The sequence below is a fragment of the Prochlorococcus marinus XMU1402 genome, from assembly GCF_017696205.1.
Taxonomy (GTDB): Bacteria; Cyanobacteriota; Cyanobacteriia; order PCC-6307; family Cyanobiaceae; genus Prochlorococcus_A; species Prochlorococcus_A marinus_AC.
In genome coordinates, this window is the sequence record NZ_JAAORD010000002.1 from 174,906 (window position 1) to 190,950 (window position 16,045).

At 29.0% G+C, this 16,045-nt stretch carries 13 protein-coding genes; 3 read left to right on the plus strand and 10 right to left on the minus strand.

Going from position 1 to position 16,045, the window contains the following annotated elements:
- Window positions 1-38: 38 nt before the first annotated feature.
- The 5 genes from HA141_RS07120 to HA141_RS07140 all read right to left on the minus strand — a co-directional run bounded on the left by HA141_RS07120 (window position 39) and on the right by HA141_RS07140 (window position 6,140).
- Window positions 39-1,133, minus strand: a complete 1,095-nt coding sequence (locus HA141_RS07120; RefSeq protein WP_209118318.1) for an aldo/keto reductase — start codon at window positions 1,131-1,133, stop codon at window positions 39-41.
- Between the two features lie 97 nt (window positions 1,134-1,230).
- Window positions 1,231-2,322 carry a dTDP-glucose 4,6-dehydratase gene (gene rfbB, locus HA141_RS07125; protein WP_209118320.1) on the minus strand — a complete coding sequence of 364 codons (1,092 nt, stop codon included), beginning with the start codon at window positions 2,320-2,322 and terminating at the stop codon, window positions 1,231-1,233.
- Between the two features lie 49 nt (window positions 2,323-2,371).
- Window positions 2,372-3,247 carry a glucose-1-phosphate thymidylyltransferase RfbA gene (gene rfbA / locus HA141_RS07130; RefSeq protein ID WP_209118322.1) on the minus strand — a complete coding sequence of 292 codons (876 nt, stop codon included), beginning with the start codon at window positions 3,245-3,247 and terminating at the stop codon, window positions 2,372-2,374.
- Window positions 3,248-3,308: 61 nt separating this feature from the next.
- Complete coding sequence (locus tag HA141_RS07135) at window positions 3,309-3,776, minus strand: protein-tyrosine phosphatase family protein (RefSeq protein WP_209118324.1); 468 nt, start codon at window positions 3,774-3,776, stop codon at window positions 3,309-3,311.
- Window positions 3,777-3,779: 3 nt separating this feature from the next.
- The gene (locus tag HA141_RS07140; RefSeq protein WP_209118326.1) at window positions 3,780-6,140 is read right to left on the minus strand and encodes a GumC family protein; all 2,361 of its coding nucleotides are present in this window, start codon (window positions 6,138-6,140) and stop codon (window positions 3,780-3,782) included.
- A gap of 175 nt (window positions 6,141-6,315) precedes the next feature.
- On the opposite strand from HA141_RS07140, the gene HA141_RS07145 reads away from it, so the two are divergent.
- Window positions 6,316-7,398: an SLBB domain-containing protein gene (locus HA141_RS07145; RefSeq protein WP_209118328.1), complete on the plus strand. Its 1,083-nt coding sequence runs from the start codon at window positions 6,316-6,318 to the stop codon at window positions 7,396-7,398.
- Window positions 7,399-7,547: 149 nt separating this feature from the next.
- On the opposite strand, the gene HA141_RS07150 is transcribed toward HA141_RS07145, so the two are convergent.
- From HA141_RS07150 to HA141_RS07165, 4 genes are all read right to left on the minus strand, one after another.
- Window positions 7,548-8,555 carry an NAD-dependent epimerase/dehydratase family protein gene (locus HA141_RS07150; protein WP_209118330.1) on the minus strand — a complete coding sequence of 336 codons (1,008 nt, stop codon included), beginning with the start codon at window positions 8,553-8,555 and terminating at the stop codon, window positions 7,548-7,550.
- Window position 8,556: 1 nt separating this feature from the next.
- On the minus strand, window positions 8,557-9,822 hold the full coding sequence (locus HA141_RS07155) for a nucleotide sugar dehydrogenase (RefSeq protein WP_209118332.1): 1,266 nt from the start codon (window positions 9,820-9,822) through the stop codon (window positions 8,557-8,559).
- A gap of 41 nt (window positions 9,823-9,863) precedes the next feature.
- The gene (locus HA141_RS07160) at window positions 9,864-11,315 is read right to left on the minus strand and encodes a nucleotide sugar dehydrogenase (protein ID WP_209118335.1); all 1,452 of its coding nucleotides are present in this window, start codon (window positions 11,313-11,315) and stop codon (window positions 9,864-9,866) included.
- A gap of 188 nt (window positions 11,316-11,503) precedes the next feature.
- The gene (locus HA141_RS07165; protein WP_209118337.1) at window positions 11,504-12,946 is read right to left on the minus strand and encodes a mannose-1-phosphate guanylyltransferase/mannose-6-phosphate isomerase; all 1,443 of its coding nucleotides are present in this window, start codon (window positions 12,944-12,946) and stop codon (window positions 11,504-11,506) included.
- A gap of 100 nt (window positions 12,947-13,046) precedes the next feature.
- Here HA141_RS07165 and HA141_RS07170 point away from each other — a divergent pair, with 100 nt between their 5' ends.
- Both HA141_RS07170 and HA141_RS07175 read left to right on the plus strand, forming a co-directional pair.
- Window positions 13,047-14,186 carry a glycosyltransferase family 4 protein gene (locus HA141_RS07170; RefSeq protein WP_209118339.1) on the plus strand — a complete coding sequence of 380 codons (1,140 nt, stop codon included), beginning with the start codon at window positions 13,047-13,049 and terminating at the stop codon, window positions 14,184-14,186.
- 133 nt (window positions 14,187-14,319) lie between these two features.
- Window positions 14,320-15,444 carry a glycosyltransferase family 4 protein gene (locus HA141_RS07175; protein ID WP_209118341.1) on the plus strand — a complete coding sequence of 375 codons (1,125 nt, stop codon included), beginning with the start codon at window positions 14,320-14,322 and terminating at the stop codon, window positions 15,442-15,444.
- Here HA141_RS07175 and lexA read toward each other — a convergent pair.
- Window positions 15,441-15,989: a transcriptional repressor LexA gene (gene lexA / locus HA141_RS07180; RefSeq protein ID WP_245157335.1), complete on the minus strand. Its 549-nt coding sequence runs from the start codon at window positions 15,987-15,989 to the stop codon at window positions 15,441-15,443. The genes HA141_RS07175 and lexA overlap by 4 nt on opposite strands.
- Window positions 15,990-16,045 lie beyond the last annotated feature (56 nt).

Below are 16,045 nucleotides of genomic sequence, written 5' to 3' on the forward strand. Positions count from 1 at the left end.
AATAAGCTTTTTTATATAAGTGATGAGATTTTTTGTATTCAATTAATAATGTCAAAGGCTTGGTTTGTACTTCTTGGTTTCCATTTATCAATTTCTTTTAATGTTTTTAATTCCATAAACTCTCTTTCTTCATCTATAAATTTTTCATCTTTAATTAAATTTATTAATTCTTTCAATCTTTTCATTTTTAAAATTTGTGATTCTATTCTAGGACCATATACTGCAGAGCATATGAAATTTTTTGATATGAGCCACCCGATTGCGTACTCCTCCAAAGAGAAATTTATTGTATCTAGCTTATTTGTTAACTTGTTAAGGATATTTTTACCCTCATCAGTTGGTTCTATAACTGTGGTACTTTCATCAAATAATCTTGACTTCATATCCTTTTCACCTTTTACATAACTTGAAGTTATTATACCTTGACTTAAAGGACTGAAAGCTATAGTTGTAATTCCCCACTTTTCATAGCAAGATCTACATTTTCTTAAATAATCTAGATTCATAAGGGAAATATTATATTGTAATGGGCCAATTGGAATTTCTCTTTCTATTAGAAGACTTATAATTTTATTTAATTCTTTTTCAGGATAAGAGCTAATACCTGCATATAAAAAATAACCTTTATCATGTAAATATTTTAATGAATCTGCTACAACCTCTAAGGAACAATCGCTAGCGTATCTATGTGTATAAAATATATCAACATAATCTAATTTTAGTCTTTTCAAGCTTCCTTCAATTTGGCTTCTCAAATGCTTAAGACTACTTCCAGAACCATTTGGGCCTGGGAGCATTTCGTAACCAGCTTTACTTGATATTATTAATTCATCTCTCATATAAGATAATCTTTTTAACAGTCTTCCAAACTCTTCTTCAGCTGAACCGGGAGGACGCCCATAACCATTTGCACAATCAATATGGTTCAACCCTGATTCAATAGATTTATAAAAAACTTTTTCTGATTCGTTTCTTGCAATTTGACCTCCAAATAATCTCCATATACCTATAGATAATATTGATGTATAGCAAGAAGTGTTTGAAATTTCTTTATATACACCTTTTTCATATCTATTTAAATTTAGGTCTTTTTTAGAATGATAATATTTCTCCGGAGTTTCATTAAAATGCATAAAACCTCTATTTATAATACTTTGCTCAAATAACTATAAGAATAATAAGTATTTATTCGAAAAATAAACTATTTATTTCTAAATATGATAATTTTTTTTATTTATTGAGTCCAAGTCTTTCTCCTTCATAGCCTGATTTGATAAGTAATGATTCTGCCCAATTTAAATTTTCTAGATACCACAAAACCGTTTTCTTAAGTCCATCATTAAAATTAATTTTAGGTAACCATCCTAATTCTTTTCTGATTTTAGTTGAGTCTATAGCATACCTTTGATCATGTCCTGGACGATCAGTTACATTTTTAATCAAGTCATGGTATGAATAATTTGTTGGTTTGTATTCATTAAGTAAGTTACATATATTATTAACTACTTCTTTGTTCGTTTTTTCATTATTTCCACCGATGCAATAAGTATGACCATATTCCCCAATTTCTAATATTTTAATTAACGCCTCTATATGGTCATCAATAAAAAGCCAGTCACGAATATTTGATCCATCGCCGTACAAAGGTATGTACTCGCCTCTAAGAGCCTTAATTATAACTAATGGAATAAGTTTTTCAGGAAACTGCCATGGCCCGTAATTATTGCTGCAATTAGAAATAATTACTGGTAATCCATAGGTGTGATACCAAGCCTTTGCTAAATGATCGCTTGAAGCTTTACTAGCAGCATATGGGCTTCTTGGTTCATATCGTGATTGTTCTGAGAACATCCCTTCTTTTCCCAGTGAGCCAAACACTTCATCAGTACTGATATGATAAAAACCAAAATTTCTTTTTCTTTCTTCAGGAAGAGATTCCCAGAAGGATGTTGATGCTCGAAGCAGGTTAAATGTTCCTACTACATTAGTATTTACAAATTCTTTTGGCGAATCAATAGATCTATCAACATGGCTTTCAGCGGCTAAGTGAACAATGATATCTGGATTTGCATAACTTATTGTTTTTTGGGTTAGTTCATCATTTGATATGTCAGCCTGAATAAATTTATATCTTTCTTTTTTCTTTGGCTTATTGTCAAATAAACTATTAATTCTACTTAAGTCGCTAGAGTAAGTAATTTTATCTAGATTGAAAATTTCAAAAGAGGTTTCATCTAAAAGTTTTTTTATTAATGCGCTTCCAATGAACCCCGCTCCACCAGTTACAAGTATATTTTTTATTGGTTTATTCTTGAGTTTCATAAAAAGATAGATAGTTTTTAATTAGTAAATTAATATTTTATCCAATGTTCTAATCGGCTAATTTTAGTAAATATTCCCCATAACCACTCTTAAATGATTTTCTTGCAAATTCTTTGAGTTGTTCATTATTTATCCATCCTTTACGCCAAGCAACTTCTTCTGGACAGCCTATCTTCAAACCTTGTCGATGTTGCATCGTTCTAATATAGCTTGATGCTTCGTGTATACCATCAAAAGTTCCAGTATCAAGCCAAGCCATACCTCTACCAAAATTCTGTACATGAAGATCATCTTTCTCTAGATAAATTCTATTTAATTCAGTAATTTCTAATTCGCCTCTTTTAGAAGGTATTATTTCTTTTGCATATTCAACAGCATTAGAATCATAAAAATATAAGCCAGTTATTGCAAAGTTACTTTTATGATCTGAAGGTTTTTCTATAATATTTATTACCTTAAACTTTTTATTGAATTCAACTACTCCATAGCTTGATGGGTTATTTACCTGGTATGTGAAAATTGTGGCGCCATTTTTTTGTTTGTTGGCAAATTCTATTTTTTTCACTAAATCTTGCCCATGAAAAAAATTATCTCCAAGAATCAAGCATGTTGGAGATCCTTGGAGATAATCTTCTGCAATTAATAAAGCTTCTGCTATCCCATTAGGTTTAGGTTGTATTTTATATTCTAAATTCAGCCCCCAATCGTTACCATTTCCAAGTAATCTTTTAAATGATTGTAGATCCTCTTTACTAGTAATAATTAAAATATCTCTAATTTCTGCCAACATTAAAGTTGTAATTGGATAGTAGATTATTGGCTTGTCATAAAGAGGAATTAATTGTTTACTTATTCCATTTGTTATTGGGTTAAGTCTAGTCCCTTTCCCTCCAGCCAATATAATTCCTTTTCTTTTCGAGGACATCCAAATCCAAGGATAAACATAATTAATTTTAACTTATGAATGATTAAACAACTATTTAAAGTTAATATTTTATCTCATGTAGCAATTCAAATTGTTCCGCTAATGGATTAGTACCTGGATGTATTTGCATCATATAATCCAATGATTGTTGAGGCTTTAAATTATGTTCTTTGATAAGCCATGCCATACAAACCAATGGTGATCTTTCCATTGCCGCAATACAATGTACAAAAATAGGTCCATTCTTTTTTAGTTCTGCTAAAAGACTTATTGCTTGATTCAATTCTTCAATAGAGGGGATTCGCCCACTTTTGTGATCAGGAAGAATAAATCGTTCGCAACGAAAAAGATCTCTCATTTGGGTTGGAAATTCAGCTTCATCTTCTCTGCAAAGACTTAATACTGAAACTATACCCTCATCCCTCATTTTCAAGAAATCTTGTTCATATTTTGGAGCTCGTCCAATAGCTAATTCATTTACTAAAATCCAATCTATATTGAATGACCTTTGACTTTTAAACTTTTTCATATTCTATTTTTCTATCCAAGCTATTAATTTATTAAGCTGATGACTTGTTGATTTAATAACTCTATCAATTGAAACTTTTAACTTATTTTCTAATTTTGTTTCTTCTTTAAAGGAAGACAAATCTTCTGATTGATTGGAAGTGTCTGAGATTTCATTTTCTTGAGAAGGATTTACAGAAGCATAGTTTGCATAGTCTGCATAGGAATTACTTTCTTTATTGTATTTATCTTCATTCCTTGTATTGGTAATAACACCTAGAAGTTTCGACCCGGAATCATTTATTCTCATCAAAGCTTTTTTAGGGAGGTTTCTCTCAACTTTATTAATACTTACTAAAAGTATCATTCCATCAGTATTTTGAGATGTCAGAGCAGCATCTGCTATCAGCAATATAGGAGGGGTATCGTAAATAATTAAATCAAATTCCCCTGATTCAGAAAGTTCTTTCATTACATTTTTAGCTCTATTTGAACTTAATAATCTAGTTGGATCAGGAGGATTAACTCCCGCGGTTAATACCTTTAAATTATCCATTTTTGGCACACTTTGTATGGTGCCTAGAATATCTATTTCATCATCAATAATTAAATTAGAAAGACCTACAATATTATTCATTCCGAGCCTTTTATGGAGTTGAGGTTTTCTTAAATCTGCGTCAACCAATAGTACTCTTTGACCTATTTCACTTATCGTTTTAGCAAGGAGTATGTTGGTAAGTGATTTTCCTTCAGATGGTATTGAACTTGTTACTACTATTGACTTTATTTTACCTTCAGTATTTAAAAATCTTATTGAAGTAAATATATTTCTAAATGCTTCCTGGTAAAAAAAACGTTGATAACGATCATTTGCGTCTATTTTTTGTAAGTCTTTAGTATTAAACAGTAACTCTTTTATTGAATTGGTTTGTTCATTAAATATTTCTGTATAAGGAATATGGCCCAAACTTGGAACTTTTATTTCTTCAAAAACCTCATCTACATTATGAAAAACATAATCTAATTTATCCCTAATTAATGCTGCAACTATTCCAGCTGAAATCCCTACGAAAAAACCAAGTATTAAGTTTTTTGGAATCGAAGGTTTAATTGGTCTTTTGCTCATTTCGGGAGGAACAATGGTAGACCAAGGTGAGGTATTTTGAGCCATTTGCAATTGAAATCTTGATTTAGCCGCTCGCAATGCTTGTAAACTTTCTTCAGCGAATTGAACTTCTTGCTGTAAATTATTGTAATTCTTTATGATGTCAGGCTGAGTTCTAAAAATAGTTTCAAGCTCTACGATTCTCTTTTCTAAGTTAATTATTTTAGTTTCATTTAATTCAATAGTGGCATCAACTGCTTTAAGCTGATTCTTTAAAATTAATGGTTTTATCTTTTCAATTTTTGCAAATAAACCTTTTACAATTTTTGAACTTGATGTGTACTTAGTTTGTGCTTCTGAAAGAGCTGTAAGAACTTTATTAAATTCCTCTAACAGAGTTTGATCAATATTAAAGAAAACCAATGCTTGTGAGTCATTACCTATTTGACCCTTTAATCCAAGAGCAATAATTTTTCCCTCCTTTATTACATTCTTAAGTTCAAACAATTCATTTCTTTTTGATTTTAAAACAAACAGTTGTTCCTCTAGTAAACGCTCTTGGTTCTTTAAGGTATCTCCTTTCAAAAAAGGTTTAATTATTAAGTTTTGCTCTCTAAAAGTCGCCAGTTTAGATTGAGCCTGCATCGATTTTTCTTTAAAAACAGGGGCTTGTGAATCTAGAAACTTAATACCATCTTCAATTTGTTTCTTTCTCTGGTCAAGTGAGCTTTTGATATAAATTTGATTTAATTCATTCAGTATATTTTCACCTTCTCTAAAGTTTCCAATTTCAAGACTAACTGTAAGTAAACCCTTAGCTGCTTTTTTTTCTCTAGATTCATTAGTGATTTTTATCATATTGGCAAGAGATTTACTTGAAATATCATATTTTTTAGTTAGGGGTTTTAGTAATATTGGATTTTTTAAAAACTCTACTAAAGTTGGGAAATCAGATATAGAATTATTATTATTTGCAAGATCTTCAAATAAAGCTAACGAAGCATTTGATAAGTTATTATTACTAGTCTCATTAATAGGATCGCTTATTAAAATTGTAAAAGTTCCTTTATAAACAGGATTAAAAATTCTATTGTAAAAATTAAAGAAACCTGTAAGTACTAATATCGTTCCCGTTGTAACTGCAAATAATTTTTTTCTTCTAAAAATTGCTTGGTATATTTTTTTAATATCAATGCTATCTTCACTTTCTATTTTTTTAATTTCAGTCTCAAATTGTTTATTTAATTCGAAATTGGAATCTGATGAGGAGTTATTAGACAATTAATTAACCCTAGATGATGATGCGATAAACAAAATAGAGTGTTTACTTTTTTTTGCTCTTCAAGATAGTAGAAATATCTTTCTACAAGTTAAACATTTGTTTGAGCAAAAATACTTGCAAGTATATATTATAATTTAATAATGTTATTGTCCAATTTGGCTTTTCAAGGAAAATATGAAGAAAAACTTAGAATGTGTAATTTTTTCACTGTTTTTTTCTTTTACAATTTTTGATGTAGCATCTCTTGCTGATGAAGTTAATTCTTCCAATCAATTTGCAAGCATCGATAATAAAATTCTTTTAGAAGATTCTTCTTTACAAATGGATTCTTATTTAATTGGTCCTGGAGATGTAATAAGTTTAAATTTTTATAATAATTTAGAATTAAATAATCAATATGAAGTTTTAGCTAACGGTTCTCTTCATTTACCATTAGTTGGATCTATTGAAGTAAAAAATAAAACACTAAATCAAGCCACTAAATTAATAGAGTCCTCCTACGGAGAACATTTGTTAGCTCCAGAACTATATTTAACATTAAGCAAACGTAGATCATTAAGTATTTCTCTTATTGGTGAAGTGTTAAGACCAGGACTTTATTCTTTCGCTCCAAAAGAATCATCATTGACTAATTCTGGAATGCCTACAGTTGTTGATGCAATTCAAAAAGCCGGGGGAATTACGCAATTTGCAGATATAGAAGATGTCGTCTTAACTAGACGGACCCCAAGCGACTCATTATCTAGAAAAAGAACTTCTCTCAATTTATTAAACTTGATATTAAAAGGAGAACATTATCAAAATGTAATATTACATGATGGTGATGTAATTAAAATAAATAAAACTAAAAATCTCAAGTATGAAAATCTAGATATTGCAGTTGCGAATCTTTCACCTAAAAAAATAAATGTCACAATTCTTGGTGAAGTTAATAGTCCAGGTCCTATATCATTAAAAGCTAATACGCCGTTAGTAAAAGCAATTTATCAAGCTGGTGGTCCAAAAGTATTCAGTGCAAATTACAGTAATGTTGCATTAATTAGAACAAACCGCGATGGAAGTTCATTCATTGAAAAATATAAGATTAATTTAAAGGAGAAATTATCTGCACTTAAAAATCCCCCTTTATCTGATGGAGATGTTGTGAAAGTATATCCAAACTCACTTAAAAAAGTATCTGATGGATTATCAGTAGTAACTGATCCTTTAAGTAAAACTGTAACTGCAATTACAGTTTTTAAATATCTTACTGATTGAAAATAATAATTATTTAAATCTTAGAGATCTAATTTCTATCTAAAGAGAAATATTCGATAAGTTATGAGTCTTTGTAATTAAATAAAAAATTTTTCCTTTTTTAATTTTCACTCAAAGAATTTTATTATAAATTTAACTTTATATTCGTTCTAATTTAAATAATATTCCTTATACCAATTGCAAAAATTTCTAATACCTTGTTTTATGTCAGTCTTAGGTTTAAAACCTGTTAAGGAATATAGTAAATCATTATTAGCAAAAGTCTCTTTTACATCACCTGTCTGCATTGGTAAATAATTTTTGGCTGCTACAACTCCCAAATTTATTTCAATTTCTTTTATGAAATCACTAAGATTTTTTACTTTAGAATTTCCTATATTAATCACTCTCCAAGGAGCCACAGAAGATAATGAATCTAGTTTTGATACTTTTTGATCTTTTTTGGGAATACATTTAATTAAGAGTGAGATTGCTTCAACTAAATCTGAAATATAAGTGAAGTCTCGCTTCATTTCACCATAGTTATAAATATCAATTGTTTTTTTCTCATGAATAGCTTTTACAAATTTAAATAATGCCATATCAGGCCTCCCCCATGGACCATAAACAGTAAAAAATCTAAAGTTTGTGATGGGTAAATTATATATATGTGAGTAAGAATGAGATAAAATCTCACAAGATTTCTTTGTTGCAGCATAAAAAGATATCTGATTTTCTGTTTTTTGAGTTTCTATAAAAGGCATATCAGTATTAGCCCCATAAACAGAAGAAGTAGATGCTAGTAATGTGTGCTTAATTTTATTTTCTTTGATCAACTCTAAAATATTAAAAGTACCATTAATATTTGATTCTAAATATGATCTAGGATTTTGAATAGAATATCTTACCCCAGCTTGAGCTGCTAAATGAATAACGAAATCAGGACTATATTGTTCAAATACTTCTGATAATTTATCAAAATTTGTTATGTCTATTCTTACATCAACAAATTTTTCATATTTTAATAAAATATTTAATCTATCTAGTTTCAAATTTTGATCATAATAATCTGTTAGACAATCAACTCCAATCACAAAGAAATCTTTTCGTAAAAGTAATTCACTTAAATGAAAACCAATAAATCCAGCTGAGCCCGTAACTAAAATTTTTTGATTCATATTAAAGCCTTAAATCAGTTAAATTTGATGGATATATATTTTTTACATCAAAAATTATAGAATTTTCGATACAAATATCTCTTAAAATTTTAATATCAAATGATTTAAATTCTTCATGAGCTACTGCAATAATTATACCCAGATATCTTTTATCTTTTAACTCATTAATGAGATTTGATTTATTAGTAATTTTTATATTATTTTTGAATAACATTGGGTCATAAATATCAACTTCTAAATTGTATTCTTCTAATATATTTACAATCTCGATTGCTTTAGAGTTTCTAATATCTTTACAATTCTCTTTAAAAGTTACTCCCATAACTAAAACTTTTTTAGATTTTTGTAAAAGACTTTTCTTTACAGCTAATTTCACAAATTGGGACGCCACATAATAAGACATAGAATCGTTTATTTTTCTCCCGGCCAAAATCAGCTCAGGTTTATATCCGATTTCCATAGACTTATATGTAAGATAATATGGATCAATACCTATACAATGTCCGCCAACTAATCCAGGTTTAAAATCTAGAAAATTCCATTTAGTACATGCAGCTTCTAAAATTTCTTTAGATGAAAGATTAAGCTTATTAAAAATAATTGAAAATTCATTTATCAAAGCTATATTAATATCTCTCTGAGTGTTCTCAATAACTTTAGCTGCTTCGGCAACTTCAATAGAACTGACCTTATAAGTTCCAGCACTAATGATTTTTTTATAAATTTGATCAACTATTAAAAGAGTTTCTGAATTACTGCCACTTGTTATTTTTATAATATCTTCAATTGTATGTTTTTTATCTCCAGGATTAATTCTCTCAGGAGAATAACCTACACCAAAGTGCTCATTAAGTTTCAAACCTGAAGTTTTTTCCAAAATTGGAACGCAAATTTCTCTCGTGGCACCTGGATAAACAGTTGATTCAAAAATTACAATATTATTTTTTTTAAGGGATTTCCCAACCAGAGAACAAGCATGTCTTAAATTTTTTAAATCTGGCTGATAAACATTATCAACTGGAGTAGGAACCGTTACGATAAAAATATCAATTAATTTAAGATCCTCAATATGAGAACTATAAATTATACTTTTTGATTTAAGTATGTCTTTATCCTTTATCTCTCCAGTTCTATCTTTTCCATTTTTTAATTCTGAAATTCTTGATCGATCTATATCAAATCCAACTACATCATAAAATTGACTTAATTTAATTAAAAGCGGTAAACCAACATAACCCAAGCCAAAAACAGCAATTTTATACTTCATACAATAATTCTTAAATTAAGCAATTTTCAACAAATATTCTTTCATGATCCATCCCCAACTCTCCATAAATTAAGTTCTGCATTTTTTACTTCTTCAGAATCTAAAATTGATCTTGAATCAAAAATCCAGCCTGGTTGAATCATTTTCTTAGCTATTTTTTTCCAATTTATCATAGAATATTGCGGCCATTCAGTTAAAACCAAGACAGCATAAGCATCTTCAAAAATTTCAATATCAATATTTTTACTGAAACTCCAACTACCTAAGCCATTATTATTATAAAAAGAGTTTTCTTCTAACTTTGTATTTAGTTGTTCCATTTCCAAATCATGAGTAATCTGATTTGAACTTACCTTTGGATCATTAATAATCAAATTTGCACCTTCGTTAATTAGATCTTTACAAATTTGTATAGCAGCAGATTCCCTTGTATCGTTGGTATTTGCTTTGAAAGCAAATCCTAAAATTACAATCTTTTTACCTGCTAAAGTTCCGAATAGATTTTTAATCACCAGCTGAGAAATTCTGCTTTGATGCCAAGTATTTATATTTACTACACTTTCCCAGAAATCAGCTACTTCATTTAATCCATAAAACTTTGCAATGTAGACTAAATTCAATATATCCTTCTTAAAACAGCTTCCTCCAAAACCTGGTCCTGAATCTAAGAATTTCGAACCTATCCTAGTATCTTTTCCAATTGCACGAGAAACCTCTCTCACATCAGCGCCTGTCGATTCACATATTGCGCTTATGGAATTAATAGAACTTATCCTTTGCGCTAAAAAAGCATTCGAGGTAAGTTTTGCTAACTCACTACTCCATATATTAGTTTCCAAAATTTTATCTTTTGATACCCAATTTTCATAAATTGCACTCAATGTTTTAATGGCTTTATTATTATTACCCCCTATTAAAACTCTATCAGGATTTTTCAAATCATTTATAGCTGTGCCTTCAGAAAGGAATTCTGGATTGGAAAGTACATCAAAAGTTGGGGCTTCATTATTTTCTTTTGTTCTTCTTTGAGCTATTTCTAAGATATTTTGGATTACCTCGGCTGTCCTGACTGGCAATGTACTCTTTTCAACTACTATAGTGTGATTTCTTGCAAAATTAGCTACTTGCCTAGCACAAGCTTCTACCCATTTAAGATCACTTGCTTTACCCGCACCAAAACCTCTTACTTTTGTAGGAGTATTAACAGAAATAAAAACAATATCGGCAATACTAATGTATTTTTCAATTTCGTGAGAAAAAAACAAATTCTTATCTCTACACTTCTCTATTATTTGATCTAAATTTGGCTCGAAAACTGGTAATTTATTCAAATCTTTATTATTCCAATTAGAAATTTTTTGTTTGTCAATATCAACCACGAACACATTAATATCTGGACAATATTTTGCGATTACAGCCATTGTAGGTCCACCAACATAACCAGCTCCTATGCAACATATATTTTTTACTTTAAAAGTCTTAGCATCCTTCATTAATAGTAAATTTTTTATTAAGAACGTATATTACCTGATTATAAAATCATAAGTGTTAATGATATAGAAAGTTCAATTTATCCTCAAAAACTTTATAAACATTAAATTATAAAAATTTTAGTATTTTTGAATAAATTCAAAAATTCATACTTAAATTTGTATTACTTAAAAAAATATTTATTTAAATATCAACTTTTTAATCTTCCATATTTATCATCAAATCTAACAATATCATTTTCATCGAGATAGTTTCCAGTTTGTATTTCAATTAGAATTAGGGGAATTTTACCCGGATTACTTAATCTATGTTTAGACCCAATTGGTATGTAAGTACTTTCATTTTCTAATAAAATCTTTTGTTCTGAATTAAGGTCAATTTTGGCTATTCCCCCAACAACAATCCAATGTTCAGCTCTATGATGATGCATTTGAAGTGATAAACTTTCACCTGGCTTAACGTTAATCATTTTTACTTTCCATTTTTTTTCTTCAAGAACAGAAATATAAGATCCCCATGGCCTATAAATTTTTTTATGCTCTTGCCCTTCTTTCATTCCAGCCGAATTTAATTTTTTAACAACTTCCTTAATTTTCTGGGCTTGATCTTTACAAGAAACTAACAAAACATCACTAGTATCTACGATAATTAAATTTTCTAGACCAACTCCAACTATTAATCGATTTTCACTTTTAAAAAGACAATTTTTTGAATCCTCTGCTATGACATTCCCTTCAATAGAATTTCCTTTATGATCCTTTTTTGAATTTTCCCAAACTGATTGCCAATCACCAATATCACTCCATCCTACGTCCATCGGTAATACAATTCCTTTTTTGGTTTTTTCCAAAACTGCATAATCAATCGAAATATTTGGACATTTTTCAAATAAATTTTTATCTAATCTTTGAAAATCCAAATCCGAACTTTTATTATTAATTGACTTTTTGCAACACTCTAGAATTTCTGGATTATATTTCTCAATTTCCCCTAAAATTTGCTTTGCCTTAAAAAGAAAAATTCCACTATTCCATGTGTAACATTTATTTTTTATTAATTTACATGCCTCGTTAAAATTTGGCTTTTCGATAAATTTAACAATTTCAGTTCCTTTGATTTGTTTTTCATCAAAAGGTTCCTTACCTTGAATATAACCATATCCGGTGTGGGGAGAAGTTGGCACTATTCCAAAAGTAACCAAATTATTATCTTCCGAATAAACAATACCTTTTTTAATAGCTTCCACAAAATTTTTATTATTTTTTATTTGATGATCTGCCGAAAGCACCATAAGGTTTGGATTTGAATAATCCTCCATAGCAAGAAGGGCGGCTAAAGTAATAGCAGGAGCAGTATTTCTTCCAAAAGGTTCTAAAAGAATTTTATTTGGTGTAACATTTATTTCACGCATTTGTTCTGCGGCAATAAAACGATGAGTTTCATTACAAATTAAAATAGGATTTTCAATATTCTTTATATCTTTTAATCTCTCTTGAGTTTTCTGTAACAAAGACTTTTCTTCATTGAAATTGAGAGATAAGAATTGTTTTGGGAAACTTTCTCTAGACAAAGGCCATAATCTTGACCCTGTACCTCCACATAATATTATTGGAACTGTAACACTATCAGGCATATCTTTTTTTGTTAGTAGAACTTATGATCATATCAATTCTATAATTATGCTTAGTATCGAATAATAATATTTACCCATAACTTACCATAACTTCAGTTTTATGATTATTTCTATTCTAAAAAATAATTTCTTTAGATATCTCAAAAACTACCTTATAATTATTATTCAAAAAATAAAAGTCAAATTTAATTCTGAAAGATTTGATAAAGGTAAGATAAACTTTGTAACTGAGAAAGAAGATTGGTCTATTAGGTGGGATGGAGAATATATCAAATCATCAATCAATAAAAGCTCTAAAGATGATTTAGTATTTTTGAGTAATTTTCCAGTAATAGGTTTAGACAAAAAAGTATTTCATTTTGGATCTCAATATATGTGGTTAGATTGGCAAAAAATCTTACCTAAAGAAAATAAATATATTGTTTCTTTTTTTCATGGAAAACCAGAAGATAGTCCAGAAGTTAAAAAACATATAGAGGATTTTTTATTGTCCAGAAATTCTCTTTTTAAAATTATTACAGCCTCTTCATTGGTTTATAAAAGACTTTTGAAGTGGGGTGTAGAAGAAACAAAACTATCTCTTATTCCAATTGGCGTAGACACAAATTTGTTTAATATAACAAGTGATAAATTTAAGGCCCAAGTTAGATCAAAATTAGGTTTTAGAAAAGATGAATTTGTAATTGGCTCATTCCAAAAAGATGGCATAGGGTGGGACAAAGGTGATAAGCCAAAATATATTAAGGGTCCTGACTTGTTTATAAAAACAATTGAGTTAATTGCTAAGGAATTAAAAATAGCTGTCTTATTAACAGGGCCAGCTAGAGGTTTTGTAAAAAGAGAGCTTGCAAAGAGGAATATAAAATTTAGACACATCTATCTTGACTCATATATAGAAATTTCAAAATATTATCAGGCCTTAGATCTTTATATTGTTTCATCTCGAGAAGAAGGAGGTCCAAAAGCAATTGTAGAATCTATGGCAAGTGGAGTTCCTATTGTTTCCACTAACGTTGGAATGGCGAACGACTTTATAGTCAATGATCATAATGGTTCAATTATTAAAGATTTTGACCCAAGAAAAATAGCTAAAAAAAGTATAGAAATGCTAATGGATCCAAACAAAGAAAATAAAATAAGAAATGCTAGAAAAGATGTTATTAGAGCAGATTGGAATAATATTTCCAAATTATTATGGAATGAAGTTTATATGCCAGCAATAAAAGAATTAGAAAATTAATTATGAATTTTTCTAAAAACATAAATTGTAAATATAAAAATTTAAACTTTTTTTTAAGATTATTTTTTATGAAAACTAGTTTTAATCAAATATATATTTGTTTTGGGAGTTATTATGTTGAAGTTAAATATTGATGCCTGAGAAAAAATTGGATTTTCAAAAATTCTCCATAAAAAAAATAGTTAAAGAAAGCTATAAGATATTTAATTTTTTACAAATAATTTTTGGCTCAATCCTTCCAGTTAAAAAAATTTACCCTCGCATTTTTTATGGAGGCTTAAGATCTGGAAATATAGGTGGACCTTTAGTAAAAATAAAAAAACTTAAGGAATATTTTCCAGAATATAAATACCGATTCAATATAGTCTATACGACTTCAAGTAATTACTTTTTAACCAAAAGTGCAATAAAGCATCTAAAAAAAAAGAATTATCCAATAATACTTAATCAGAATGGAGTTTTTTATCCAGCTTGGTTCGAAGGAAACTGTCAAAAAAGAAATCTCTTAAATAAATATTTATATCACAATGCTGATTATGTTTTCTGGCAGTCTAAATTTTGCAAAAATGCATCTGAAACATTCCTTGGCAAAAGAAATGGCTCAGGAGAAATTTTATACAATGCGGTAAATACAGAAATTTTTAAGCCTATTAACAAAACCAAAAATAATTTTCATTTTTTGATAACAGGAAATATCACTAAAAAAAATAATTATAGAATTTTATCAGTTTTAAAAGCATTAATAGATGTTTTAAAGTACGATCCAAAAATTTGCCTTATTATTGCAGGTAATATTGTTGATAAAAATTACTTTGTTTCAGAATCAAAGAGATTAGGCATAATAAATCACGTTAAATTCCTTGGAAAATTTAAACAAGAAGATGCCCCAAAAATTTATCAAATGGCAGATGCCTATATAACGATGTCTTATCAGGATAATTGTCCTAGCGCGGTTCTAGAAGCGATGTCATGTGGATTACCAATACTTTATTCAGCCAGCGGGGGTATTCCTGAATTAGTTGATGAATATTCAGGAATTGGACTTGAGGTAGCTTCAAGCTGGCAAAGTATTGCGATTCCAGATCGCAAAGCAATTGCAGAAGGAATGATAAATATATTAGAAAATAAAATTAACATGTCAAAATCATCAAGAATAAGAGCTATTGAAAAATTCGATATCAGATATTGGCATAAAAGGCATGAATATGTTTTTGATTACTACTTTAAGAAATTTTATAAATTATCTAAAAATTTTTAAACTTTTCTCCACACAGCAAGTAACTTTCCTTGAAAAACTACATTATCTAAATTTAGTTCTATGGGTTCGTATGAAGGATTTGCTGCTTCTAAAAATATCTTCTCTCCTTTTTTAATAAAGTACTTTAAGGTAGTTCCTAAACCAGGAACCAAAGCACTTACTATTGTTCCATTTTTTATAGCGTAATAATCTTTAATTGGTTCCATGAGTACCATATCGCCATCAGCAATACACGCGTCTATCATCGAGTCTCCATTGACAGTTAAAGCAAAAATATCCTTCTTTTGCAAAACTTCTGAGATATCTAAATTTTCATTTACATCTGAAAAAGTCTCAATCAAACCTCCAGCTGCAACTGAGCCTAAAATTGGTACTCCCACGAGTACATCATCAACTATTTGAAGAGTTCTCGCTTTACCTTCTTGCCAACTAATAAACCCTTTTTTTTGTAAATGCTTGAGTCTACTTTGAATTGGGGCTGGAGATTTTAATCCCATAGCCTCCATCATTTGCCTTATTGAAGGACTGTGGTGGAAGTTTTTCATATAATTTTTTATCCATTCGTATAACTCATTCTGAGCATCTGAAAGATTATTATCAA